The organism is Peribacillus sp. Hz7, from assembly GCF_042136355.1.
GTDB classification, from domain to species: Bacteria; Bacillota; Bacilli; order Bacillales; family DSM-1321; genus Peribacillus; species Peribacillus asahii_A.
The window spans coordinates 177,126-200,339 of sequence record NZ_JBHHJV010000002.1 but is presented as its reverse complement, the minus strand read 5'-3'; the positions used below and the strand labels follow the sequence as shown (position 1 = coordinate 200,339).

Below are 23,214 nucleotides of genomic sequence, written 5' to 3'. Positions count from 1 at the left end.
GTAGGAATAAATGTAGAAATCGTTTACAATAAGGATAAATAAAGAGATATGAGGGGTATGGATTCATGATTCAACAAACATTAGAGCAACAGTCAAAAATGGGAGTTTTGACCGCACTATATGAAAAGTTTCAGTCGGCTGGGGATGTAAGTAATGCCGATAAAATGAAGCAGTTAATAATGAAATGTAATCAAGATGAGTTTGTCCTTGCATTTTGCGGTCACTTTTCAGCCGGAAAATCAAGCATGATTAACTTTTTATTACAAGATCAAGTGTTGCCATCGAGTCCGATTCCAACAAGTGCGAATACAGTTAAGGTGCAAAAAGGGGAGAACTATGCGAAAGTATTCTACCATGATCAGCCGCCTGTCTTATTTCCAGCGCCGTATGATTTTAAGGAAGTAAAGAAATTTGCTAAAGATGGTGACTCTGTCTCAGCCATTACGATTAGTTCAAGTGAATTTCCATTGCCAGAATCTTGTGTCATTATGGACACACCTGGGATTGATTCTACGGATGATGCACACCGGGTTTCAACGGAGTCGGCTCTGCATTTAGCAGATGTTGTGTTTTATGTAATGGATTACAATCATGTTCAATCGGAAGTGAATTTTCTATTTACAAAGGAACTAATTGAAGCAAATAAACCAACGTACTTAATTATTAATATGATTGATAAGCACGATGAGAAAGAACTCAGCTTTGAAGGCTTTCAGCGTTCCGTAACGGAAGCATTCGCAAACTGGAATGTATTCCCAAGTGGTATTTTCTATACATCTGTAAGGGATTTAGACTTGGAAGCGAACCAAATTGAAACGGTACGTCAATTTATTTATGAGATGGCTGAGAAAGGTGAAGCCAGTGGTACAGACACAGTTATGCAGTCTGCCCATGTTTTAATCGAGAAGCATCTTAGTTGGTTAGAGGAACAATTTGAGGAAGAGCATGAGAAGGAGTTTACATTATTAGCGGAATTACCGGATGATGAACGAGTGCAAATGACGGAGCAAGTGGAAAGTCTTCAACAAGAAAAGCGTGACATTCTTGCACGAATCGATCATGTGAAAGAACGATTTACGGATGATTTAGAAGAGATTTTGAAAAATGCTTATCTAATGCCAGCTCCTACGCGTGATTTAGCGACAGCCTTTTTAGAATCCACACAGTCTGACTTCAAAGTAGGCATGCTGTTTGCTAAAAAGAAAACAATGGCTGAGAAAGAGGAGCGATTACGTGCTTTTCTTGCTGATATTCAAGAAAAGGTAAAGATTCAACTGGAATGGCATATTAAAGAAATGGCCGTTAAAGTTCTTGCAGATGCTGAGGTTCATGATGCGAACTTAGAAAGTGAGGCACAATCGCTTTCGATTTCCATTATGGAGGAGTTTTTAAGAGGCTCTTTAAAACCGCAAGCTAGTATGACCGGAGAGTATGTGCTGAATTATACAAATGACTTGGCGAACTCTATCAAGAAAGAAGCACGTGGAGTAGCGGATCAATTTTTAGCAGATTTATTAGCTGCTATGAAGAAGAAAGCGGATAATAAATTACGTCAGCTATCTACTGAACTTGAGCAGTATGCTGATTTTGAAAGAGCATTAAATGCTTCCGCCGCCTTAGGTGATAAAGTAACAAAAGAACAAAAAGAGCTGCAAGATATTGCACATGCAACTTCTGATGTATTCGACAATCTAGCTGTTGACACATTAGTGAATCAATGGCTAGAAGAGGAACGAAATGTGAATGTGAAGATGATGGAAATAGGAAATCACGAAGTACGTGATGGAGCTGGTGCTTCTATTCTTGCAGAAATGGAAGCAAGTGCTGGTACAGACGTGAAGGAAGCATCGGTTGTTAAAGGCGATTTACGCGGAAAAGAAAAACTTCTTGAAACGGCAACAAGTTTACAAGAAGCCGCTGAGCTGATTCAGCCTTTAAAAGGATTCCAATCTTTATACAAAGAATTGACAGACAAAGCCAGTCGCCTAGAGCAGCAAACATTTACCGTTGCTTTATTCGGGGCTTTTAGTGCAGGGAAATCCTCCTTCGCTAATGCGTTAATGGGCGAAAAAGTATTGCCTGTTTCACCGAATCCGACGACAGCTGCTATCAATAAAATTATGGCGTCAAATGCGGAGCATTCACACGGTACTGCAACTGTTCAATTAAAAACAGAAGCGATGTTACTCGAAGACGTATCACTTGCGCTAAATGCTTTTGGAAAGCAAGCAAAAACACTGGATGAAGCGTATCAATTTGCGGGTGAGATTGTTGCGAAAGCAGATGAACAGGAAACAGGTAAAACGTATCTTTCTTTCTTAAGAGCGTTTCATCAAGGGTTACCTCCTTACAAAGAGCAGCTTGGTACAGTTATTACAGTAGATTTAGATGGCTTTAAAAGCTTTGCGGCTGAGGAATCGAAGTCTTGTCTTGTTGATTTAATTGAACTGTATTATGATTGCGCCATGACGAAGCAAGGAATGGTATTAGTTGATACACCGGGAGCCGATTCCATTAATGCTCGTCATACAGGAGCGGCCTTTGAATATATTAAAAATTCGGATGCCATTTTATTTGTGACGTATTATAATCATCCATTCTCGAAAGCGGACCGTGAGTTTTTAATTCAGCTTGGTCGTGTTAAAGATTCCTTTGCGATGGATAAAATGTTCTTTATCGTTAATGCGGTAGATTTGGCGGAAACGACAGAAGAATTAGAGGACGTAATCGAATATGTGAAAGACCAATTAAATGGCTTTGGTATTCGCTTCCCGAAATTATTCCCGTTAACGAGTAAAGGGGCGCTTTCAGAAAAGCTTGAGCCAGGTTCCTTCCATCACGCATTCTTGCCGAATAGTGGAATTAGTACGTTCCAATCACGTTTCGATGACTTTATTGAACATGATTTAACGGACCTTGCGATTGAGTCAGCAGAAGCGGCTGTCATTCGCGCAGAAGAACTATTAGCGGATGTAATTGCTGCTTCTAAACAAGATGAGCAAGCGAAATTGCGTGCATTAGAAACGTTGAACGAGGAAAGCCAAGCGATTGCTGACATACTTGCGGTGATTCCGAGCGAAGCAGAGAAAAAACGATTGAAAAAAGAAGTGGATGAACTAACTTTCTATAGTAAGCAGCGTGTCTTTTTACGTTTTACGGATTTCTTTAAAGAATCCTTTAACCCAGCTGTTATTAAAGACGATGGGCAGGACTTAAAGGTTGTATTGAAGCAAGCGCTACAAAGTTTACTAGAATCATTAGGCTTTGACCTTTCCCAGGAAATGAGAGCGACGGCTTTGCGTTCAGAAGTATTCGTTAATAAGCTATTAAAAGAAAAGCAAGTGTCACTGTTACAGCAAATTCAAGATGTTAGAAAGACCATTTCTTTGCAGTCTTATGAAGCGGCAGGACGGGATATTCCTGAATTCAAGCGGGCTTTTGAAGACCTAACAGAAGCGGAATTCAAAAAAGAGTTAGCTCTTTTTAAGAATCCAAAAGCCTTCTTTGAAAAAAATGAAAAAGTGCATATGAGCAATGGTATTCAAGCGCGTTTAGATCAGCCGGCTCTTGATTATGTACAATTCCAAGGTGGACGTATGTTTGAAGCCTACACAGCGATGCTTGAAGAAGAACTAGCTGCCATTCAACAAGCTTATCAACGAGAAATTGCTGATATCTTTGCTGGTTTACGTTCTGCTTTAGAAGAAAAAGTGGATATTCCGTACTATGAAGAAGTATTGACGAAAATGAAAAGAAAGCATTCTTAATGAAAGAAGCAGACTTACTAAAATAAGTAAGTCTGCTTTTTACTTTTTTGTTTGAAAGGGTGATTCTACCTCTCTTCTCACAATGATACTAAAATAAAAATATCAATAGATTAATTCTTCCTAATTTCACGTTCATTTAATGGTTGGACAGGACGGTGATTATCTGGGAAGATTTGACGAAATGCCTCAATTTGTTCTTTAGACATTTCAATTGGCTGCTCTAATACAATCCAATTAACGTTTTCAGAACAGGGGGGAGTTGTTAATGAGCCATTATATTTAAATGATTGTTGATCCTTTGGAAGAATATCCATTAAGTTTATCGGATTAGCTAGTTTCTTCGCTTCAGTTGTTTTTTCTTGAGGGAGAGCTTTCCAGGCCTGTTCAAGAACCTCATTTGCTTTGCCTTCCTTAATCATTAGCCCTACTACGGCTAATTGATTCTTGGCATCTTTATGTACGAGATGTAATTCCATATCAAAATTTTGTCCATTAAATTGATGTTCGCTTGGTGTATGAAAATGAAATTGAGCTAATGTATACGTATTACCGTTTAGAACAATGAAGTTATCTGATGTTACAGGATTCCCTTGAATAGTATGTCCATTGTTTTCTAGGGAAAATTCAGAGGGGATGTAGTTGATTTCTAGCTTTTCAAGTTGTTTATCTGCTTTAATTTGGGATGTCTCAACATTGATAGGGGATTGTTCCTTCCCATTTATACATGCAGAGTTTAGAGGATCTAACTCACCCCAATGTTCTGGTCCTGTTTCCCCTTTGTAAGACCAATCCGTTTCAGGGTGTATAGTCGTTGACGTTTCTGCGGATTCTTCTCTTCGAAGCTTCTCTTCCTTAGTTGCTTCGGTTACTCCTGAAGAACAACCAGCTAATGATAGATAAATAAAAGTTGTTAACAGGGTGAAGTTTAATTTACGATCTTTCATTTTGAACCTCCTTATTCTATTTTTATGTAATAATTTATAACACTAGTCACTAAATTAATATAATTTATACATATTTTCAACTAATATTTTGAAAAATAGGGATTCTTGACTAGTAGTTTTTTTGAAAGGCTGTGTTAAATAATATTGTTGATCAAACGAGTAGGAGCCAAAAATGAACAGTATCCTATAACAAACTCTTTTTAAAAAGTAACTATACTAATAAAAATCATGATAAAATAAGTACACATCATAGTTGAGGTGGTAGTATGTTAGGAAATGAAAACGAACAGCGTCCAACTTTTCTACTTGTAGACGGGATGGCGCTTTTATTTAGAGCTTTTTATGGAACGGCAGTTACGGGACAGTTTATGATTAATTCAAAAGGTGTACCGACGAATGCAGTGCAAGGATTTTTAAAGCATATGCTAACGGCAACTAATCATTTTAAGCCAAGCCATGTGGCGGTTTGTTGGGATATGGGCAGTCATACGTTTCGAAATGAACTGTTTGATGGGTATAAGGCAAATCGTTCGGATGCACCAGTGGAGATGATTCCACAGTTTGATTTAGCGAAGGAAGCAGTTCAAGCTTTTGATATTCCGAATATTGGACTAGCTGGTTTTGAAGCGGATGATTGTATTGGAACGATTGCGAAAGCGTCAGCGAAGGATAGTCGTGTAGGTATTTTAACGGGAGATCAAGATATGTTGCAATTGTTAGATGAGCATATTTCTGTTGTGTTATTGAAAAAAGGCTTTGGTAATTATGATGTGCATAATCCTCATAGTTTTTATGAATGGAAAGGGATTAAGCCGAGGCAAATGATTGATTTAAAAGCGTTAATGGGCGATACAGCAGATAACTATCCAGGTGTAAAAGGAATTGGGGAAAAAACAGCGTTAAAATTATTAACGGAGTATGAAAGTATCGAAGGCATTTTAGAAAATTTATCTTCATTAACGAAGGGGCAGCGGACGAAAATTGAAGCAGAGCTTGAGATGCTTCATTTATCCCGAAAGCTTGCTGAAATTAAATGTGATGTACCAATTTCTTGCTCGCTTGATGAGGCGTATTTTCAATATGATGACGAAAAGGTACGGTATATGCTAGAGACGCATGAATTTCGATCGGTTTTACGTATGTTATAAGAGGGCAGGAGCTTCGGAACAGAAGCTCCTATTTTTTGTATTATTGATCATATATGTAAAATGATGTAGTAAGAGAAGAATATTATATATTGTTTATCATTAAACATTTAGGAGGGAAGACAATAGTATTATAGAAATATAGGAAGTATAGGTCATAATAAAATTTTTATTTACTTTTCGAATTCACAGCAGTATGCTAATCACAGTTTCATATTTCTAAATCGCTGAAACCGTTTGGTGCGGGGGAACCATTATTAGAATTGTTTAACAATTCAAGGGGTGAATCCTTTCAAGGTAGGGCTACTCAAAGGTCCGAATCCGACAGCTAACCTCGTAAGCGTTATATGAGAAGGAAGGTGGAGCTTGTGAGACAAAAAAATTGATGTCTACAGGTCTATTTAACTTTGACTTGTAGGCATTTTTGCGTTTTTTTCAAGATTTTTTATTTAACGGGGTAATATACAATTACTATTTATGTTTGGTGGTGATTCTTAGTGATGGCTTCTATAAAAAGATTTTTAATTGGTCGGCCTTTAAAATCAACGGCAGCCGGGGAACAAAAGCTTAACAAAACAAAAGCTTTGGCTATATTATCTTCTGATGCTTTGTCTTCTGTTGCATATGGTCCCGAACAAATATTGCTTGTGCTAATTACAGTGGGTGTCACTGCATTTTGGTATTCAATTCCTATCGCTGTAGGAGTATTGCTTCTGTTAACGGCTTTAATTTTGTCTTATCGACAAATTATCTTTGCGTATCCTCATGGAGGGGGAGCGTATGTTGTTTCAAAGAATAATTTAGGTGTGAATGCAGGATTGATAGCTGGAGGTTCCTTATTAGTTGATTATATTTTAACTGTGGCTGTAAGTGTGTCTGCGGGGACGGATGCTATTACATCTGCTTTTCCTAGTTTGCATACACATAATGTAATGATAGCCATCCTTTTTGTAATATTTCTTACTATCCTGAACTTAAGAGGAGTAACAGAGTCGGCTTCCATATTAGCCTATCCGGTGTATTTATTCGTTTTAGCGTTATTCATTCTGATTGGTGTAGGCATATACAAAATCTTGATGGGAGAAGTTTCTTCTGACTTACGTACTTCAATTGGCACACCGGTAGCAGGAATCAGTTTATTTATCCTTCTAAGAGCATTTGCATCAGGTAGTTCTGCGTTGACAGGAGTTGAAGCAATTTCTAATGCGATTCCAAACTTTAAAGATCCAGCTCCTAATAACGCTGCCAAAACGTTAATTTTAATGGGCTCCTTACTTGCTGTGTTATTTACAGGCATTGTATTTTTAGCCTATTATTTAAGCATTGTTCCGAGTGTAGAGGTAACAGTTGTCTCGCAAATTGCTGAAGAGATATTTGGACGAAATTTCATGTATTTCTTTATTCAAGGAACAACAGCCTTAATATTAATCCTTGCTGCCAATACAGGCTATTCTGCTTTTCCTTTGCTGGCTGTCAATCTCGCAAAGGATAAGTTTATACCAAGGATGTTTACAATTAGAGGCGATCGATTAGGATATTCGAATGGAATTATCATATTAGGACTTGCTTCCATCGTCTTAATAATCGCTTTTGAAGGACATACAGAAAACCTTATCCCACTTTATGCAGTAGGAGTATTTATTCCATTTACGTTGTCTCAGACTGGAATGATGGTTAAATGGATTCGTGAAAAGCCAAAAGGATGGGTTTTTAAGTTAATCATTAACTCCATTGGTGCTGTTATTAGTTTGATTGTTACCATCATATTCTTTTTAACTAAATTTACTCAGGTTTGGCCGGTTTTAGTTTTTTTACCTATCATCATTTTCGTTTTTCATCGAATAAGAAAGCATTATGATGCAGTAGGTGAGCAGCTAAAGGTTACGTCTTGTGAACCTGCTGTACCAATCGAAGGGAATGTAATCATTGTACCTGTCGCTGGTATTACTCATGTGGTGGAAAATTCATTGAACTATGCAAAATCCCTTTCAGCAGAACAGATTATAGCTGTTTACGTTTCTTTTGAACGAGAAGATGAAAAAAAGTTTGAGGATAATTGGAAGAAATGGCAACCCGATGTGAGACTTGTAACTTTACACTCCCATTACAGAAGCATCATAGGTCCATTAACTAAATTTATTGATACCATTGAACATAAAGCGAGTGAAGCAAACTATCGGGTTACAGTCGTTATACCACAATTTATTCCAAAGAAAGGCTGGCACAATATTCTTCATAACCAATCAAGTTTACTGATTCGTACATCCTTGCTTTATCGAAGAAATGTCATTATCACGACTGTACCTTATCATTTGAAAAAGTAAAATATGTTCGAGCGGTACAATAATTGTTACTTTGGATAGAGCGAACTTATTGAATGAGTAAAGTGATAAAAAATCTTTTCCATTATAGTAGGTTTATTAAAGCTTTAAATACCACTTCATTCAGAAGTAAAGTTTATTCTGACGAAGTGGTATTTCTCGTGTTTATTATTAATTTTTATTGTATAAACGATAGGAAAAAGTCAAAATTTGCGGTAAGATGAAGGAAAAAGTGTACGGAGAAGGTGGAAGATTGGCTTGGTCGACTGAAGAGTATATTACATATTTAGAAGGAAAAGGTTTTTCTTTTGGTGAAGATATGATTGGTTTTATTTATTTTGGAAAACAGTATACGAAAGCTAGTGATTCTTTAGTTAATATTGCGATTGAACTAACATTAAAGGTGCAAAAAAAGTTCGACGGCAGCTTTTATGTATCTTTGCTTGAAACTTTAACAAAAAATCATATTTCTACAAAACGAGAAGCAGAAAAGTTTGCTCGTGAACAAGGCTTATTTCAATAAAATCGGACTCCCTCAATGGAAGTCCGGTTTTATTTTTCTTTTTTTAGCAGGCAGTTCGGCAATAACCATCCCAAACAAAATACATACACAGCCAGCGATTGAAGCGACTGTTAATTTTTCATCAATCCATAGATAGGATGTGAGAGCGGCAAATACCGGCTCAGTCGCAAAAATTAACGCAACTCGTGTTGGAGATGTGTAGGCTTGGAAATGCGTTTGCGCCAAAAATGCCAATGCTGTAGCAAAAATAGCGGTTACAAATAAGGCGCTCCAAACTTCTGTTTGCAACATGATGGTTGGATTGACTAAGACTGAAATATCTTCACCAAAAATCGGTGCTGATATAAAGGATAAAATCGATACGGTAAACAGCTGCACTAATGTTAATGGTAAAGCTGCATAATCGCCAGCGACTTTAGCTGTCATAATGATTTGCATGGCAAAACTAACCGCACATAATAAGATGAGCAGATCACCAAGACTGAATGAGGCTGTATCGACCACTGTCATTAAATAAAGTCCAATTGTGGCTGCAATAACTCCAATGATTGCATTTTGCGATAATTTCATTTTTAAAAGCAATACGGAGAAAAGCGGAACAAGCACGACGCTTAAGCCGGTAATAAAGCCGGCTTTGGCTGGAGTGGTATGCAGTAAACCTACTGTTTGAAATGCATATCCTAAAAAAAGCCAAATGCCAATTTTAAATCCGGCAATTAATAAATTTCTTGACCAAACACCTTGTTCTTTTCGGATGAAAAGAACATAAATAATAAGTAGACTTATAAAGGCGATCAAAAATCGAATCCCATTAAAGCTATGTGGTTCAAGAAAAGAAGTTGCATTTTGAACCATAACAAAGGTCGCCCCCCAAATAAAGGCGACGAATAATAACGTAAAATCAGCTGTCTTTCTCATCTGGCCGCTCCTTGTTTAAGTGAATAGCTCGTCTAGCTAATTGATCGGCGGACTTATTTTCAATGCTTGGAATCCATTTTATAAAAAAGAGGTCTAATTGTTTTGCTAAAGTTAACGCTTGAGCAAGCAATGGTGCATAGCGTTTATTTTTGGCGAATTCTTTTTCCATTGCTTGGTTAATTGCTTGTGAATCCGTGCGAAAAGAGACAATTTGATAATGATTTTTCACACAAATTTCTAATGCTTTAATCAATGCATAGTATTCTGCTTCATGATTTTCCAGTAAGCCAAGTGGAATCGAATAGCGTTCTACATGACCATTATTATTAATAAAAATGCCTGCACCGCTTGGGCCAGGGTTCCCAGCACTAGCGCCATCAATATATACTTCAATCATTTTACTTCACCTCGAACTTTGGACTTGAATATGCTATGATTATTCTCTGTTGAAAGTCAGGAAGATGTTTAGCTAGACATGCTCAATTCAAATAGATTTTTTAAGATGGGATAAAGGCATGTAAAACGAATGATACTAGATAACAAGCTCCATCCTAATATATAAATTATAGCTGTAAAATGTTGAAATAGGTATAGAAATTGTTAAGTTAAGGAGTTGAGTTGATTGAAAGTATTGATTCGTTGGACATATTTTTTAAATAAAAAAGGAACAGCTTCTTTTCTTTCGGAATGGCTTGAGGCTGAGTCTGCGCTAGCTATTGTAGAAGATTTAGAAAAAACAGGGCGGGTAAAAGCGGTAGAATTTGAAGATGAAGCAGGAACGGTATGGACGAAAAAAGAACTTGTTAAGCTGTTGACTGAGGTTGAAGATGAACCTCAAAATATTACAGTCTTTTTTGACGGCAGCTACCGAAAAAACGAAAGACTGGCAGGGCTTGGTGTTGCTCTTTATTATACGCAAAATAAGAAGAACTGGAGAATTCGGAAAAATGCACTGCTTCATCAATTAGAATCGAATAATGAAGCGGAGTATGCAGCATTTTATGAAGCAGTTAAGCAGCTTGAAGAATTAGGGGTACATCATCAAAGCTGTGTGTTTAAAGGAGATTCACTCGTTGTACTAAATCAGCTCTCGGGAGAATGGCCGTGCTATGAAGAGCAATTAAATCGATGGATCGACCGCATCGAGGAAAAGTTAGCAAAGCTTCACATTCGTCCTATATACACACCAATTTCAAGAAAAGATAATCAAGAAAGTGACCAATTGGCATCACAAGCTATAAACGGAGAAGAAATTTTCGGCAAGATGCAAATAGAAAAGAAGGAGTTATGACCAGAAATGAATCGGAAGAAGATTTATGAAGAAGTCGAAGAAATGCTATCTTTTTGCGAAGGCTGTTTTGTACAAAAACATTTTCGAAAGGAGAAGGGACGTACGTTTGCGCATCAATTTTGTTTATCTCAATGTACGGTAGGAGAAAAATTAAAAAAGCTTGGTCAAGAATTAACGAATTTAAATGAAAAATGAGCCTTTTCTCGTGCCTTTGTTTGGAAAATTGTCATACATGCCCTTTATGAAGAATAGTAAAATAGTTGAAAGGGCACAGGGGCAGGAGGGGACAAAATGAAACGAAACAAGGGGAAGGAAAAGCTTCTTTATATTCCAGAGATGGATGATCTATTATTAGATTTAAATACAGAACTAGAAGCAAATGGAGAGTCTCTGTTTTATTTTAAGAAGAGAATGACTCAAAAGCAAAGGTGTCAGACCCCCAATCGATTTTTTAAGCCATTTACATCATGTATTTCTGATAAGTATAAAACCTTTTATAAGTCATTCTCTTTTTTAAATCTGAGTTATTGTTCTTTTTGAGCAGATTGGAAGTATGCTTTTAGCATTGCTTTATTTTCAACAATATCAGCTAATGTATATTGATCAAGCACTTGTAGAAAGGCATCTAAGGCCGTGTTAAGTATAAACTTCAAAGAGCACACGGGAGAAATGACACAGTTGTTATGATCTTTGTAGCACTCGACTAAATAGAAATCCTCTTCAGTTCGGCGAACGACTTCTCCAATATTGATATCGGTAGGTGCCTTAGCTAGTCTAAAACCGCCGTTTCTTCCTCGAACCGTCTCGATATACCCCGTTTTTCCAAGATTATGAACAATTTTCATTAAATGATTTTTCGATATATCATACACTTCAGAGATTTCTTTTATGTTCGTTAGCTTATCGTTATTTTGGGTCGCTAAATAGATTAATACTCGTATGGAATAATCTGAATAGCTAGTTAACCGCATAATTTTCGCCTCACAATCTACACCCGTTCTGTTGAACAAGTTATCAAACTCCTCAAAAAATATGTAACGAATAGGCAAAACATATTCTTAATTGAGAAAGTTTTTAATTTTATAATAGCATAATTGTAAACATGATGTAATGATATGCTTCAGAACGTAATTAATAGAATGATATCTATGACGGGGGGAGAACTCGTAAGTGAAAATAAAAAAACGCCAAAAAAGGCGTTTCAGTTAGTCATTTTTACTGACTTTCCCATCGTTTCCTTTGTCAATACCTGTAGCATTATTTATTGTTTGTGCTACTAAGTTCAGCCCTTGATCCATCGCATTCATTGAATTAGCTTTTTGACCAATATTTTTAGATTTTTCTTGTTCTTTCATTTCTATCACCTCTTAAATTATAGGGTTTGTAGTACATCAAAAAATATTCGAAAGAAATAAGAAGTGTAGGTTACATAGGGCATTAATGAAGTAAAGGTAAAGGGGGAATTAAAGGGAAAAAACGCCAAAGAAGGCGTTTCAGTTAATCGTTATTGATTAGTTTTATTTGTCATATTATTTAATGCTCTAGCATTAGGATCCGTATCCCCATAACCGAGAGCATTATCTGTATTGTTTTCTTCAAAAACAGACTGCGTATTAACGGATTTCTTTTGTTGTTTCTCATTATTTTGATTTTGTTGGTTTGTCAAACGAATCTACCTCCTACATACGTATTAAGATACGCAATTTTTATTTTTCTACATCATGGAGGCGATCCTCATATTCCGTTTCAGCCATTCCATATAGTCCATTCATCTCTTGTTCATCTGGATCAAGACCTAGGTAATTATCCCTGTTACTTTTCATTGTTTCTTTTGGTTCCTGTATCTCTACATCATTTTTCTTCATCATTTTCATCACCTCCACTTATTATGGTGGCTAAAAAAGAGACAAGTATACGTATTTGAGTATCTGAATGAGGAGCAAGATAGATTAGCATTCATTTATATTGTGGCATCTAAGAAGAATGGAAGCAGGTGAAAATGTAGAACAAAGGGGAGCAATCTTAAAGTAAGATTGCCCTCGATATTTAAATACGAGCTATTCTTGTTCGGGTCTGTGTACATGAAGAGGAGGTGGAACCAACCACCCTTTATTCTTGTTCAGTCTCAAAAATTTTGCACCCAATTGGGCCTTAGCCGCATGGAATTGGCCATACATCATAGCAATATCTTCTCTAATACATTGTCCAATTGCTTGACTGCATGCAACTAACCCCGCTGCAATATCCATAGAAAGAGCAGTGCTAATTTCTGGATCAGTAAATCTTGCTCCAACAGGTATGTCTTCTAATTTGGCAACCGGACGATCAGGTGAGGCAGGAGGAAGTCCAAGGCCGTTTGCTTTTAGTAATTCCTCTAACTGTGGATTTTCATTTTGCATACACTCAATAGCTTCTTCGATAAGTTTTTTTAGATCTTCATCTCCCGCATGCTGAAGAAATGTTTGATATGCAGTGATTAAGCCATTGTTTGTAAAAAGATTTGTCCATGTAGCAAATACTTCACCATAATGCATTGGTTCATCTTTTGGATTGCCGCTTAAGATTCCCATAATTGCACTCCTTATCTCATTTAAATTCATGTTGTTCTCCTTACTGTAAGGAATAAATCACAAAGATTATTATGTGAAGAGATGTGAAAAGTATTCATAATGATGTTTCACAGTCCGTTTTAAGGAAGCGCTATGAAGACTAAAAGAGAGAATATGAAAGACTGTAAAAATAAAGATGCGATAACATTCGAACATGTACGAAATACAGTTAAAAGAAAGATTGTGAACACTTTTCAAACGTTAACGAAATGTTCACAAAAAGATGTATTTGAAATATTGCTTTATGGAAAATGAAGGTCTATTATAAAGATGTATCAAAAATACTTGTTTGAAGAAAGAGGGAGTACGTTATGCTATCTCAAAAAACAATTGATATTGTGAAATCAACAGTACCTGTGTTAGAAATTCATGGGGAAACAATTACAAAAACTTTCTATAAAAACCTTTTTGAAGCTCATCCAGAATTATTAAATATTTTCAACCAAACAAATCAAAAAAGAGGCCGTCAACAAACGGCATTAGCAAATACAGTTTTAGCTGCAGCGAAATATATTGATAACTTAGGAGTAATCGTTCCAGTTGTGAAACAGATTGCTCATAAACATAGAAGCTTAGCTGTTAAGCCAGAGCACTATCCAATCGTTGGTGAAAATTTATTGAAAGCGATTAAAGAAGTACTAGGCGATGCGGCAACAGACGAAATTATTAATGCGTGGGCAGAAGCATATGGTGTGATTGCAGATGCATTCATTGGCATTGAAAAAGACATGTACAAAGAAGCTTCTGAGCAAAATAATGGCTGGGAAGATTATAAAGAATTTAGAGTAACAGATAAAGTACAAGAAAGCGATTTGATTACATCTTTCTATTTAAGACCAACTGATGGAACTAAGGTTCCAGCTTACTTACCAGGACAATACATTACGATTCGTGTAAACATTCCAGAAGAGCAATACTTATGTAATCGTCAATATAGCTTATCCGTTGCACCTGGTCACGATTACTTCCGCATTTCAGTAAAGAAAGAAGCAGAAGGCGGGGAACATGAAGGTAAAGTATCCAACTACTTACACAAATCTGTTCAAATTGGTGACAAAATTGAAGTTACAGCTCCTGCTGGAGACTTCATCTTGGAAGAAAAAGATACACCAATTGTCTTCCTTGCAGGCGGCGTCGGAATTACTCCATTATTAAGCATGGTTCAAACTGTATCAGAGAAACAACCAAATCGTTCGGTTCAATTTATTCAAGCAGCGAATAACGGATCTGTTCAAGCTTTCAGAAATGAACTTTCTGAGATTAAACTAGCAGATTACGAACTTGGCTTTGTTTATACATCTCCAACAGATATCGATAAAAATAATCCGTATTTTGTAAAAGAAGGCTATGTAGATCGCGATGTATTAGCTGAAACAATTAAACCGGATGCTGATTATTATGTATGTGGACCTGTTCCATTCATGAAATCTGTTATTGCGACTTTAAAAGAACTAGGTGTAACAGAAGAAAAAATTCATTTCGAATTTTTCGGCCCAGCAATGGCATTGTAAGCATAAAATTCCACACTGGAATAGGGGATTATCATTGACATCAGCTCGATAATTTTGCATACTATAGAAAATATGAACGTTAAAAGAAGACTAGTATGTGAAATCTTGCTGTAACAGAGAGCGGTGTCCGTGGCTGTAAGACCCGTAACAGAAAAGGCACTGAACCTACTTCTTGAGTCCTATGAAAACATAGGCGCAGTCTCTAGCGTTATGAGGTAAAGTGGGATGTGACATGTTCACATTCAATCAAGGTGGTACCACGGAAAGTAACCCTTTTCGTCCTTAATTAATAAGGATGAGAAGGGTTTTTTTGTACGATTAGAATGTATAAATGATTAGATAAGCGATCTTGAAGTAGCTGTTGATTTTAGGAAGTGTAACTGCGCCTCTAACTAAAAGACAAGTTGGAAGCGAGTTTTCTAATATATTAGAAAATTATATTGGAGGAAGTATGGATGGAAAAGAAGCGCATCGTTGTCAAAATCGGAAGCAGTTCGTTAACGAACTCCAAGGGGGAAATTGATCAATTTAAATTTTTAGATCATATTCAAGCAGTTGCGGCATTGCGAAAAGAAGGGCATGACGTGATTCTTGTATCATCTGGTGCCGTTGCTACCGGATTTCGTAAGCTAGGTTACCCATCACGTCCGGTTACGTTAAAAGGGAAACAAGCAGCTGCAGCTGTCGGTCAAAGTTTATTGATTCAATCGTATATGCAGCAATTAGGGCAGTTTGGCATTAATGCCGCCCAAATTTTATTAACAAGAACCGACTTTTCAAAAAAAGACCGTTATAAAAATGCCCATGCGACTTTATCAGAATTAATTGAACGCGGCATTTTACCAATCATTAACGAAAATGATACAGTGTCTGTTGAAGAATTAACATTTGGGGATAACGATATGCTTTCTGCTCTTGTAAGTGGGCTTATTCATGCCGATCAGCTTATTATTTTAACGGACATTAACGGCTTATATGATTGTAATCCGTTGACGAATCCGGATGCTAAGAGAATCGATTATTTAACAGAGGTAACGGATGATTGGCTGCAAGTAGCGGAAGGAGCCGGCTCAAACGTTGGGACAGGCGGGATGCAATCGAAATTATTAGCTGCGAAAACAGCACTATCTTTAGGTGTAAAAGTCTTTATTGGTAAAGGAGAAGGCCGTGATAAGCTTCTGCGAATTTTAGCGGGTGACGGTGACGGGACGTATATTGAAAATGACGTGCTTACAACCGTAAATAATAATAAGCAGTGGATTTCAATTCATTCGGAAGTGTCAGGGAAAATCTTCGTTGACGATGGCGCAGAAACAGCCTTAATGTTGAATGGCAGCAGTTTATTGCCTGCCGGTATTTATGACATTCAAGGAGATTTTGAAAAAGGGGACGTTGTTGAAGTGTTTGGTTCAAGTGGATTGCTTGGCCGAGGAGAAGTTCTCTATTCTGTCGATGAGCTGAAACTAGCGATGGGAAAACGGACAGACGAGCTTGTGATGTCAGCAATTGAAGTGATTCATCGAGATAAATGGGTGAAAGCCTAAATTAAAAAGGGGGAGTTAGTAATGAGTGAAGTTATTGTAAGAGGAAAAGCGGCTAAAGCGGCAAGTTATAAAATGAATGGGAAGACGACAGAAGAAAAAAATGAAGCATTAGCAAAAATTGCGGATCAATTATTAGTAGATAAAGATTATTTAATAAGTGAAAATGCAAAAGATTTAGAACAAGGAAAGAAAAATGGTCTGCCTGAATCAACGCTAGATCGCATTATGTTAAACGAAAAGCGTATTGAAGATATGTCAGCGGCTATTCGTTTACTGATTGACTTAAAGGATCCAGTCGGTGAAAGCTTAGAGACCATTGAGAAAGAAAACGGCTTGCTTATTAAAAAAAATCGTGTTCCAATCGGTGTGATTGGTATGATTTATGAAGCGAGACCAAATGTAACGATTGATGCGGCTACATTATCATTAAAAACAGGGAATGCGGTTATTTTACGAGGAAGTTCATCTGCAAGCTACTCTAATCAAGCGCTTGTTGGGTCGATTCATAAGGCATTGGCGCAAACATCTTTACCAGTTGATGCGGTTCAATTAATGGAAGATACAAGCCGTGAAACAGCGAAAGAATTATTTCATTTGAATGAATATTTAGATGTGTTGATTCCACGTGGAGGCAAAAATTTAATTGATACCGTTGTTCGTGAATCGACTGTACCTGTTCTTGAAACGGGCGCTGGTAACTGTCATATTTTTATTGATGAATCAGCTGATTATGAGATGACAGAAAATATTGTAATCAATGGAAAGACACAGCGTCCATCTGTATGTAATGCCATTGAAAGTTTGCTCATTCATGAAAGCTGGTTTACTAAAAATGGGACGGACTTATTAGCAGTTCTTCACGGTAAAGGAATTGAACTATACGGAGATCAAACGGTCTGTACTGCTTTTCCAGAGGCGAAGCAAGCAACAGAAGAAGATTGGGCAACGGAATATTTAGCGCTAAAATTGAGTGTGAAAATTGTGAAGGATGTTATAGAAGCTGTTGAGCATATTAATCAATATGGTACGAATCATTCTGAAGCCATTATCACAACAAATGAGGAAAATGCAGCCATTTTCTTAAATGGAGTCGATGCAGCCGCTGTTTATCATAATGCTTCTACCCGTTTTACTGATGGTTTTGAATTCGGTTACGGTGCTGAAATTGGGATTAGTACGCAAAAGCTTCATGCGCGTGGACCAATGGGATTACCTGCTTTAACATCTACTAAATATTTTATTTATGGACAAGGACAAATTCGTGGATAAGTAGATAGTTGATGAACGAGATTGAGTGAAAACCTGTACGCTACTTCTGGTACAGGTTTTTTTGTGATTGCATTTTGCAAAAAGAAAGGGTATTCTTTGTATAAAAATAGATGATATCGGGAGTCTGTGGAATCAGGCTGAGAGTACGGTTAATCTACCGTAGACCGTTTGAACCTGTTGGGTCATGCCAGCGTAGGGAAGTGATAAGGGGATTACTCTGTATTTTTGCACTTTGCGTACGCAAAGTGCTTTTTTGCGTTATTAGAAAATAAATGGCTACATTGAAAGGAATGGGTAAACATGATGACTCAAAAAGAAATGATTGAATCGACAGTTCAATTTATCAATCGTAATGAATCTTCTGAGGAAGATTTTAATCAGCAGGCTTTACAATTATTTCGCTATCACTATCAATATAACATTCCTTATCGAACTTTTTGTTCTCAAAAAGGAAAAACACCGCGTACTGTGAAAACTTGGAGAGACATCCCGCCAGTACCGATTAATGCTTTTAAAGATGTTACTTTGAGCTGCTGTGATCCGGAGCAAGCGGAAGCGGTTTATATGACAAGTGGTACAACACAAGGAATTAGAGGTAAACATTATCATCCAACATTAGACATATTTGATAGGTCGATGATTAAAAATTTTCAAGAAAGATTTATGGGAAATACCGATAAGATTCGGATGGGAATCTTATTTCCAACAGAACAGGAGATGCCTAATTCTTCTTTAGCTCGTTATTTAAAACTCGCAAAAGAAAGATTTGGGACAGAGGATAGCCGTTATTTTATACAAAATCACGAGCTTGATGTGGAAGGCTTACAGAAAGAGCTGAGGAATGCTGAAGCAATTGGAGAACCTTATGCTCTTTTAGGTGCAAGTTATAGCTTTGTTCACCTTTTAGAAGAACTAGAGCGTGGGAATCAAACTTTTACTCTACCAAAAGGAAGTAAAATTCTTGATACGGGCGGCTTTAAAAAACAATCTAAAGAATTAGAGTTGGATGAGTTTTATCAGTTGCTTTCTACATATTTAGGAGTCAATCGTTCAGCGTGTATCAATATGTACGGCATGACCGAGCTGAGTACACAGCTGTATGACGATGGAAATCAATCTGTGCCTGCTGTTAAGTCAGGACCAAGTTGGATTAAAACGCGAGTGGTAAATCCGTTAACAGGTGAAGAAGTAGCAAAAGGAGAACGCGGCGTTATTGTTCATTGCGATCTTGCTAATATGAATTCTGTTTCTACGATTTTAACAGAAGATGTTGGTGTTGAAGTGGAAGGCGGTTTTCTTTTATTAGGAAGAGTGGAAGGAACAGAAGCAAAGGGCTGTTCGCTAGCGATGGCAGAATTTTTAAAGGCTTCAAAGGGACTGGAGAAATGAGAGAAATCGCTGGATATATTCCGAATATAGGAGAAGAATCATTTGAGACAAAGGTGCTTCTATTCGAAAGAAATCAGGAAACAATAGAAGTGGAGATTCCGATTCTTACAAATGAACAAATGAACAGGTTAATTGACAAGATTAAGCATAGCAGTCGTAAGGTGTTAAAATCTTTTTCTGTTAATGAGTTAATGAATATCATTGATGAAGCGATTCATAGACTTCTAGATCGTGATTCATTTTATCGACAAAAAGCTGAGAAAGTATTGCCCATTGTAACAGGCTATGATGAAGAAATGATAAGACTTGGTTTGACTTCTTATTTAAAAACGTTTCGAAAACATGAACTGCAGCGTTTTCTTGTTGAAGATTTAGGAAATCCATTGTTGTTAGATGATTTTCAACCGAGAGTAAAAGGGGGATTTTCGAAGGCTTTTAGTCCTGATTTAATTACGCATATTTGGTCAGGGAATGTGCCTGGTCTTCCTTTATGGAGCTTTATATCTAGTTTGTTAGTGAAAGCAGGGAATATCGGGAAGGTATCGAGTACTGAGCCATTATTTGCCGGCTGGTTCGCTAAGCTTTTAGTGGAAATAGAACCAAGATTAGCAGATTGCTTTGCCGTTCTTTGGTGGAAGGGTGGCGAAGAGGAGAGAGAACGCTTTATTTTTCAGCAAACAGATATTGTTGTCGGGTATGGGGGCAATGAAGCGATGGAAGCTTTACGAAGTCGGATTCCAATCACTAAAAGGTTTTTACCATTTGGACACAAGCTAAGTTTTGGGATTGTTTCAAAGGCGTCTCTGGATTCTTTTAAAGCTTTGCGGACGGCCCATTTGGCTGCTTTGGATGTGATGCGCTATGACCAACAAGGCTGTTATTCTCCGCATGTTTTCTATGTACAAAAAGGAGGAAATGTTTCTCCAAAAGAATTTGCTAGATATATAGGTCATGAACTAGAGGCGTTTAATAGAAGGTTTCCGAGAAGAAAACTGTCAATGACCGAATCGATGGAGATGGCTGCTTGGAAAAATAAAGAAGAAATGAACCTGTTCTCGAATCCAAATAATGAAGTATTAGGCAATAACCAAAATGACTGGACTGTTGTTTTTGAAGATTCCAATCTTAGCCTTACACCAAGCAGTTTAAATCGTGTCGTAAAAGTGAAAGGGTTTGATCACATAGAAGAGGTGACGGAAGGCCTTCTCATGCATCGAGATTACTTGCAAACGGTTGGAATCGCCGCTAGTCCGTCTGAATTGTTTCAATGGTCTCGTCTACTAGGGAGTGTTGGTGTGACTCGAATGACGGCATTGGGAAATATGACATCTCCAGAAGCTGGATGGCATCATGATGGCCGCTTTAATGTACTGGATTTAATTAATATGATTGATATCGAAGCTTCAGCTGAACAATTAAGTGAAGAGTTGGCTCCTTATGCAGATTAGGAGGTTAGCAGATGAGTTTTTTAACAATCGAGGATTTGACTTATAGTTATCAAGAGAAGACAGCTGTGTTACATGGAGTGAACTGGTCTATTGAAGAAGGGGAGTTTCATTGCTTTCTAGGGAAAAGCGGCTGTGGAAAGACAACGTTATTAAAGCTTGCAGCGGGCTTGCTTCCATCTCATTCAGGAATGATTCGTTTGAAAGGAAAAGAAGTAATAGAGCCGTTGGATGAATGTGGTTTTGTGTTCCAATCTCCTACCTTATTAGAATGGAAAACAGTGCTAGAAAATGTGTTGCTTCCGATTTCGCTGAAAAGAAAGATTACGGAACAAGATCGACAGTATGGGTTAGAAGTATTAGAGATGGTTGGTTTAAAGACTTATTTGGATCGTTATCCTACCCAATTATCTGGAGGACAACAAAGTCGTGTTGCTATTGCGAGAGCGTTGATTCAAAAACCAGCGATGCTGTTTTTAGATGAACCATTTGCCGCTCTGGATGCTATTACAAGAGAAGAACTACAGGATGATTTGTTGAAAATTTGTAAGCTTCATCATACAACGGTTCTTTTTATTACGCATGATATCGCAGAAGCCGTGTATTTGTCAGATCGGATTGCAGTCATAGATCAAGGTCAAATCATTTTTGATACTGCTGTAAAATTAGAAAAAGAGAGAAATGTAGAAATGAAATACGCGCCGTATTTTAATGAGTTGTGCCTGACGTTACGACATGTATTGGGAGGAAATAAGCGATGAAAAGTCTCCCTTTATACTCAATTCTATTATTTATTATGTTCCTCATCATTTGGGAATATAGTGCAAGCTTTATGTCAGAGCTTGTTTTGCCGGCTCCTACGGTTATTGTTGCGACTTTAGTAGATGGTCTGCAAAGTGGATACTTTATTCCACATATTTTGCGAACACTATCAGAAGTGTTGCTAGGTTTGGTAATTGGCTGTGTCGGGGGATTTATCGTTGGGGTAATTATGGGTGAGATTGAATTTTTAAGAAAGCTTCTTTCCCCTTATATCATTGCGAGCCAAGCTGTTCCTAAGCTTGCTTTGGCCCCTTTATTTATTCTATGGTTTGGTTTTGGCATGACATCGAAAGTCATAATCACTGCCCTGATTTGTTTTTTTCCATTATTGGAGAATACGATTACAGCGATTCAGTCTACGAATAAACAAAAACAAGAATTATTTCATATGCTTCGAGCAACACGCTGGCAAACCTTAATTCATTTAAAAATTCCTAATGGCCTGCCAGGGATTCTAGCCGGACTTCGAGTGGCGGTTGTATTAGCCGTAGTAGGGGCTGTTGTTGGCGAGTTTATTGGGGGAAGCGATGGATTAGGAGCGCTCATCGTCGCGTCGCAAGGGATGATGGATACGCCGTTAATGTTTGCTGTGTTAATTTTATTAACTGTAATGGGCATGGTTTTATATCAATTGATTTATGTATTAGAAGTTACTGTACTAAAGAAATATATGAAGGAGAATAGAAAATGAAAAATAGATGGTTAGTCACGATTTTATTATGTATGACCGTATTGATGTCAGCATGTGGTGCAAAGGATGAAAATAAGGAAACAGCGAAATCTGATTCAACAGACGTCCAAACGATTCGAGTAGCGAACTGGAGTAAGCCACTTACAGAACAAACGAATCTATTAGTCGATGAGAAGAAGCATTTCTTTAAAGATAAAGGCCTAGATGTAACTGTTATTCCTGGTGCAGGCGGCGGCGATGCGATTAAAAATATTTTATCTGGGAAAGCAGATATCGCTTTTACTGATCCAGGTTCACTATTTTTCGCATTAGATAAAGGTGAAAAGCTAAAAGTTATTTACAATATTTATCCGCAAAATGTATTTAACATCGTATCACTAAAGGAAGCTAATATTAACAAACCGGAAGATTTAAAAGGAAAAACAATCGGTGTTTATAGTCTATCAAGCGGAACACGTCAAAACTTATTAGTGTTATTACATCAGGTTGGTCTTTCAGAAAATGATGTGAAAATTGTTGAGACAGGTCTTTTAAACTTTGCCCCATTAATGCAAGGGCAAGTGGATGCAACAGCCGCGACTGATACAGGGTTAGTTGTTGGACAAGCAAAAGGTTTAGAGGAAGTCAATGTGATGAATGTGAAAGACTATTTAAATGTACCGAGTGATGTATTTGTTGTAACAGAGAAAACATATCAAGAAAAGCAGCAAGAATTGAAGGATTTCTTAGAAGCTTATCGTAACAGTGCACAATGGATGATTGAAAGTCCGGAAGAAGCGGCTGCTTTGGCTAAAACCTATGCAATCGATGGGAAAGATGAGCAACAAAACTTAGAGATTATTAAACTGCGTAATGCTTCTAGTGTATCTCCTGAAACAGATCAACATGGTTTAGGAGCACTTGATGCGGATATCTTGCAGGATGGTGCGGATACGTATCAAAAATTAGGATTGATTAAAGAAAAGCTCAATATGGATGAGGTAGTAGTTGATACATTACTTCCTAAAAAATAAAGGAGAACATAT

24 protein-coding genes, 2 riboswitches and 1 other annotated feature are annotated in these 23,214 nt (G+C 37.3%); of the genes, 16 read left to right on the top strand and 8 right to left on the bottom strand.

What is annotated here, in order from left to right:
* The first annotated feature begins 65 nt into the window (after window positions 1-65).
* Complete coding sequence (locus ACE199_RS04515; RefSeq protein WP_375348767.1) at window positions 66-3,767, top strand: dynamin family protein; 3,702 nt, start codon at window positions 66-68, stop codon at window positions 3,765-3,767.
* 110 nt (window positions 3,768-3,877) lie between these two features.
* On the opposite strand, the gene ACE199_RS04510 is transcribed toward ACE199_RS04515, so the two are convergent.
* A complete protein-coding gene (locus ACE199_RS04510) occupies window positions 3,878-4,711 on the bottom strand; it encodes a carbonic anhydrase (protein WP_375348766.1) in 834 nt (277 codons plus the stop codon).
* 266 nt (window positions 4,712-4,977) lie between these two features.
* Here ACE199_RS04510 and ACE199_RS04505 point away from each other — a divergent pair, with 266 nt between their 5' ends.
* The 3 genes from ACE199_RS04505 (at window position 4,978) to ACE199_RS04495 (ending at window position 8,700) form a co-directional block, all read left to right on the top strand.
* On the top strand, window positions 4,978-5,859 hold the full coding sequence (locus tag ACE199_RS04505; protein WP_375348765.1) for a 5'-3' exonuclease: 882 nt from the start codon (window positions 4,978-4,980) through the stop codon (window positions 5,857-5,859).
* 212 nt (window positions 5,860-6,071) lie between these two features.
* A riboswitch (cyclic di-AMP (ydaO/yuaA leader) is annotated at window positions 6,072-6,215 on the top strand.
* Window positions 6,216-6,353: 138 nt separating this feature from the next.
* Complete coding sequence (locus tag ACE199_RS04500) at window positions 6,354-8,180, top strand: APC family permease (RefSeq protein ID WP_375348764.1); 1,827 nt, start codon at window positions 6,354-6,356, stop codon at window positions 8,178-8,180.
* A 250-nt stretch (window positions 8,181-8,430) separates the two neighbouring features.
* Complete coding sequence (locus ACE199_RS04495; RefSeq protein ID WP_252282548.1) at window positions 8,431-8,700, top strand: DUF6123 family protein; 270 nt, start codon at window positions 8,431-8,433, stop codon at window positions 8,698-8,700.
* Between the two features lie 12 nt (window positions 8,701-8,712).
* Here the strand turns inward: ACE199_RS04495 and ACE199_RS04490 are convergent, their stop codons facing one another.
* Window positions 8,713-9,618, bottom strand: a complete 906-nt coding sequence (locus tag ACE199_RS04490; protein WP_375348763.1) for a DMT family transporter — start codon at window positions 9,616-9,618, stop codon at window positions 8,713-8,715.
* Window positions 9,602-10,015 (bottom strand): reverse transcriptase-like protein, encoded by a 414-nt coding sequence (locus ACE199_RS04485; RefSeq protein WP_127761108.1) that lies wholly within the window; start codon window positions 10,013-10,015, stop codon window positions 9,602-9,604. The genes ACE199_RS04490 and ACE199_RS04485 overlap by 17 nt, the downstream gene beginning before the upstream one ends.
* 225 nt (window positions 10,016-10,240) lie before the next feature.
* Between ACE199_RS04485 and ACE199_RS04480 the strand changes: the two genes are divergently transcribed.
* The 3 genes from ACE199_RS04480 (at window position 10,241) to ACE199_RS04470 (ending at window position 11,449) form a co-directional block, all read left to right on the top strand.
* Window positions 10,241-10,909 carry a ribonuclease H family protein gene (locus ACE199_RS04480; protein WP_375348762.1) on the top strand — a complete coding sequence of 223 codons (669 nt, stop codon included), beginning with the start codon at window positions 10,241-10,243 and terminating at the stop codon, window positions 10,907-10,909.
* A 6-nt stretch (window positions 10,910-10,915) separates the two neighbouring features.
* Complete coding sequence (locus tag ACE199_RS04475; RefSeq protein WP_119115284.1) at window positions 10,916-11,104, top strand: zinc-finger domain-containing protein; 189 nt, start codon at window positions 10,916-10,918, stop codon at window positions 11,102-11,104.
* A gap of 96 nt (window positions 11,105-11,200) precedes the next feature.
* A complete protein-coding gene (locus ACE199_RS04470; protein WP_375348761.1) occupies window positions 11,201-11,449 on the top strand; it encodes a hypothetical protein in 249 nt (82 codons plus the stop codon).
* On the opposite strand, the gene ACE199_RS04465 is transcribed toward ACE199_RS04470, so the two are convergent.
* The 5 genes from ACE199_RS04465 to ACE199_RS04445 all read right to left on the bottom strand — a co-directional run bounded on the left by ACE199_RS04465 (window position 11,434) and on the right by ACE199_RS04445 (window position 13,479).
* Window positions 11,434-11,880: an RrF2 family transcriptional regulator gene (locus ACE199_RS04465; protein ID WP_375348969.1), complete on the bottom strand. Its 447-nt coding sequence runs from the start codon at window positions 11,878-11,880 to the stop codon at window positions 11,434-11,436. The genes ACE199_RS04470 and ACE199_RS04465 overlap by 16 nt on opposite strands.
* A gap of 234 nt (window positions 11,881-12,114) precedes the next feature.
* The gene (locus tag ACE199_RS04460; RefSeq protein WP_164853261.1) at window positions 12,115-12,264 is read right to left on the bottom strand and encodes a hypothetical protein; all 150 of its coding nucleotides are present in this window, start codon (window positions 12,262-12,264) and stop codon (window positions 12,115-12,117) included.
* A gap of 149 nt (window positions 12,265-12,413) precedes the next feature.
* On the bottom strand, window positions 12,414-12,575 hold the full coding sequence (locus ACE199_RS04455) for a hypothetical protein (RefSeq protein WP_375348760.1): 162 nt from the start codon (window positions 12,573-12,575) through the stop codon (window positions 12,414-12,416).
* Window positions 12,576-12,615: 40 nt separating this feature from the next.
* Window positions 12,616-12,777: a DUF4021 domain-containing protein gene (locus tag ACE199_RS04450; RefSeq protein WP_375348759.1), complete on the bottom strand. Its 162-nt coding sequence runs from the start codon at window positions 12,775-12,777 to the stop codon at window positions 12,616-12,618.
* A 189-nt stretch (window positions 12,778-12,966) separates the two neighbouring features.
* Complete coding sequence (locus ACE199_RS04445; RefSeq protein WP_375348968.1) at window positions 12,967-13,479, bottom strand: DUF3231 family protein; 513 nt, start codon at window positions 13,477-13,479, stop codon at window positions 12,967-12,969.
* 132 nt (window positions 13,480-13,611) lie between these two features.
* Here ACE199_RS04445 and ACE199_RS04440 point away from each other — a divergent pair, with 132 nt between their 5' ends.
* The 9 genes from ACE199_RS04440 to ACE199_RS04400 all read left to right on the top strand — a co-directional run bounded on the left by ACE199_RS04440 (window position 13,612) and on the right by ACE199_RS04400 (window position 23,202).
* Entirely contained in the window at window positions 13,612-13,773 is a 162-nt protein-coding gene (locus tag ACE199_RS04440) for a hypothetical protein (protein ID WP_375348758.1), read from the top strand.
* Between the two features lie 56 nt (window positions 13,774-13,829).
* Window positions 13,830-15,029, top strand: coding sequence for an NO-inducible flavohemoprotein (hmpA, locus tag ACE199_RS04435; RefSeq protein WP_375348757.1), 1,200 nt, complete (start codon window positions 13,830-13,832; stop codon window positions 15,027-15,029).
* Window positions 15,030-15,099: 70 nt separating this feature from the next.
* Window positions 15,100-15,316, top strand: a binding site (T-box leader).
* Between the two features lie 168 nt (window positions 15,317-15,484).
* Window positions 15,485-16,573, top strand: coding sequence for a glutamate 5-kinase (proB, locus tag ACE199_RS04430; protein WP_375348756.1), 1,089 nt, complete (start codon window positions 15,485-15,487; stop codon window positions 16,571-16,573).
* A gap of 21 nt (window positions 16,574-16,594) precedes the next feature.
* The gene (locus ACE199_RS04425; RefSeq protein WP_375348755.1) at window positions 16,595-17,842 is read left to right on the top strand and encodes a glutamate-5-semialdehyde dehydrogenase; all 1,248 of its coding nucleotides are present in this window, start codon (window positions 16,595-16,597) and stop codon (window positions 17,840-17,842) included.
* A 106-nt stretch (window positions 17,843-17,948) separates the two neighbouring features.
* Window positions 17,949-18,058, top strand: a riboswitch (TPP riboswitch).
* Window positions 18,059-18,142: 84 nt separating this feature from the next.
* Complete coding sequence (locus ACE199_RS04420; RefSeq protein WP_375348754.1) at window positions 18,143-19,231, top strand: LuxE/PaaK family acyltransferase; 1,089 nt, start codon at window positions 18,143-18,145, stop codon at window positions 19,229-19,231.
* Complete coding sequence (locus tag ACE199_RS04415) at window positions 19,228-20,679, top strand: acyl-CoA reductase (RefSeq protein ID WP_375348753.1); 1,452 nt, start codon at window positions 19,228-19,230, stop codon at window positions 20,677-20,679. Before ACE199_RS04420 ends, ACE199_RS04415 begins: the two co-directional genes overlap by 4 nt.
* An 11-nt stretch (window positions 20,680-20,690) precedes the next feature.
* Window positions 20,691-21,437 (top strand): ABC transporter ATP-binding protein, encoded by a 747-nt coding sequence (locus tag ACE199_RS04410; RefSeq protein ID WP_375348752.1) that lies wholly within the window; start codon window positions 20,691-20,693, stop codon window positions 21,435-21,437.
* Window positions 21,434-22,189, top strand: coding sequence for an ABC transporter permease (locus tag ACE199_RS04405; RefSeq protein WP_375348751.1), 756 nt, complete (start codon window positions 21,434-21,436; stop codon window positions 22,187-22,189). The genes ACE199_RS04410 and ACE199_RS04405 overlap by 4 nt, the downstream gene beginning before the upstream one ends.
* A complete protein-coding gene (locus ACE199_RS04400) occupies window positions 22,186-23,202 on the top strand; it encodes an ABC transporter substrate-binding protein (protein ID WP_375348750.1) in 1,017 nt (338 codons plus the stop codon). Before ACE199_RS04405 ends, ACE199_RS04400 begins: the two co-directional genes overlap by 4 nt.
* Window positions 23,203-23,214: the final 12 nt, after the last annotated feature.

What these genes read in the sequence shown, in the direction of transcription:
- ACE199_RS04515 (WP_375348767.1), top strand. Translation starts at nt 66, where the DNA reads ATGATTCAACAAACATTAGAGCAACAGTCAAAAATGGGAGTTTTGACC.
- ACE199_RS04510 (WP_375348766.1), bottom strand. Translation starts at nt 4,711, where the DNA reads ATGAAAGATCGTAAATTAAACTTCACCCTGTTAACAACTTTTATTTAT.
- ACE199_RS04505 (WP_375348765.1), top strand. Translation starts at nt 4,978, where the DNA reads ATGTTAGGAAATGAAAACGAACAGCGTCCAACTTTTCTACTTGTAGAC.
- ACE199_RS04490 (WP_375348763.1), bottom strand. Translation starts at nt 9,618, where the DNA reads ATGAGAAAGACAGCTGATTTTACGTTATTATTCGTCGCCTTTATTTGG.
- ACE199_RS04485 (WP_127761108.1), bottom strand. Translation starts at nt 10,015, where the DNA reads ATGATTGAAGTATATATTGATGGCGCTAGTGCTGGGAACCCTGGCCCA.
- ACE199_RS04475 (WP_119115284.1), top strand. Translation starts at nt 10,916, where the DNA reads ATGAATCGGAAGAAGATTTATGAAGAAGTCGAAGAAATGCTATCTTTT.
- ACE199_RS04470 (WP_375348761.1), top strand. Translation starts at nt 11,201, where the DNA reads ATGAAACGAAACAAGGGGAAGGAAAAGCTTCTTTATATTCCAGAGATG.
- ACE199_RS04465 (WP_375348969.1), bottom strand. Translation starts at nt 11,880, where the DNA reads ATGCGGTTAACTAGCTATTCAGATTATTCCATACGAGTATTAATCTAT.
- ACE199_RS04460 (WP_164853261.1), bottom strand. Translation starts at nt 12,264, where the DNA reads ATGAAAGAACAAGAAAAATCTAAAAATATTGGTCAAAAAGCTAATTCA.
- ACE199_RS04450 (WP_375348759.1), bottom strand. Translation starts at nt 12,777, where the DNA reads ATGATGAAGAAAAATGATGTAGAGATACAGGAACCAAAAGAAACAATG.
- ACE199_RS04445 (WP_375348968.1), bottom strand. Translation starts at nt 13,479, where the DNA reads ATGGGAATCTTAAGCGGCAATCCAAAAGATGAACCAATGCATTATGGT.
- ACE199_RS04440 (WP_375348758.1), top strand. Translation starts at nt 13,612, where the DNA reads ATGAAGACTAAAAGAGAGAATATGAAAGACTGTAAAAATAAAGATGCG.
- hmpA (WP_375348757.1), top strand. Translation starts at nt 13,830, where the DNA reads ATGCTATCTCAAAAAACAATTGATATTGTGAAATCAACAGTACCTGTG.
- proB (WP_375348756.1), top strand. Translation starts at nt 15,485, where the DNA reads ATGGAAAAGAAGCGCATCGTTGTCAAAATCGGAAGCAGTTCGTTAACG.
- ACE199_RS04425 (WP_375348755.1), top strand. Translation starts at nt 16,595, where the DNA reads ATGAGTGAAGTTATTGTAAGAGGAAAAGCGGCTAAAGCGGCAAGTTAT.
- ACE199_RS04420 (WP_375348754.1), top strand. Translation starts at nt 18,143, where the DNA reads ATGATGACTCAAAAAGAAATGATTGAATCGACAGTTCAATTTATCAAT.
- ACE199_RS04415 (WP_375348753.1), top strand. Translation starts at nt 19,228, where the DNA reads ATGAGAGAAATCGCTGGATATATTCCGAATATAGGAGAAGAATCATTT.
- ACE199_RS04410 (WP_375348752.1), top strand. Translation starts at nt 20,691, where the DNA reads ATGAGTTTTTTAACAATCGAGGATTTGACTTATAGTTATCAAGAGAAG.
- ACE199_RS04405 (WP_375348751.1), top strand. Translation starts at nt 21,434, where the DNA reads ATGAAAAGTCTCCCTTTATACTCAATTCTATTATTTATTATGTTCCTC.
- ACE199_RS04400 (WP_375348750.1), top strand. Translation starts at nt 22,186, where the DNA reads ATGAAAAATAGATGGTTAGTCACGATTTTATTATGTATGACCGTATTG.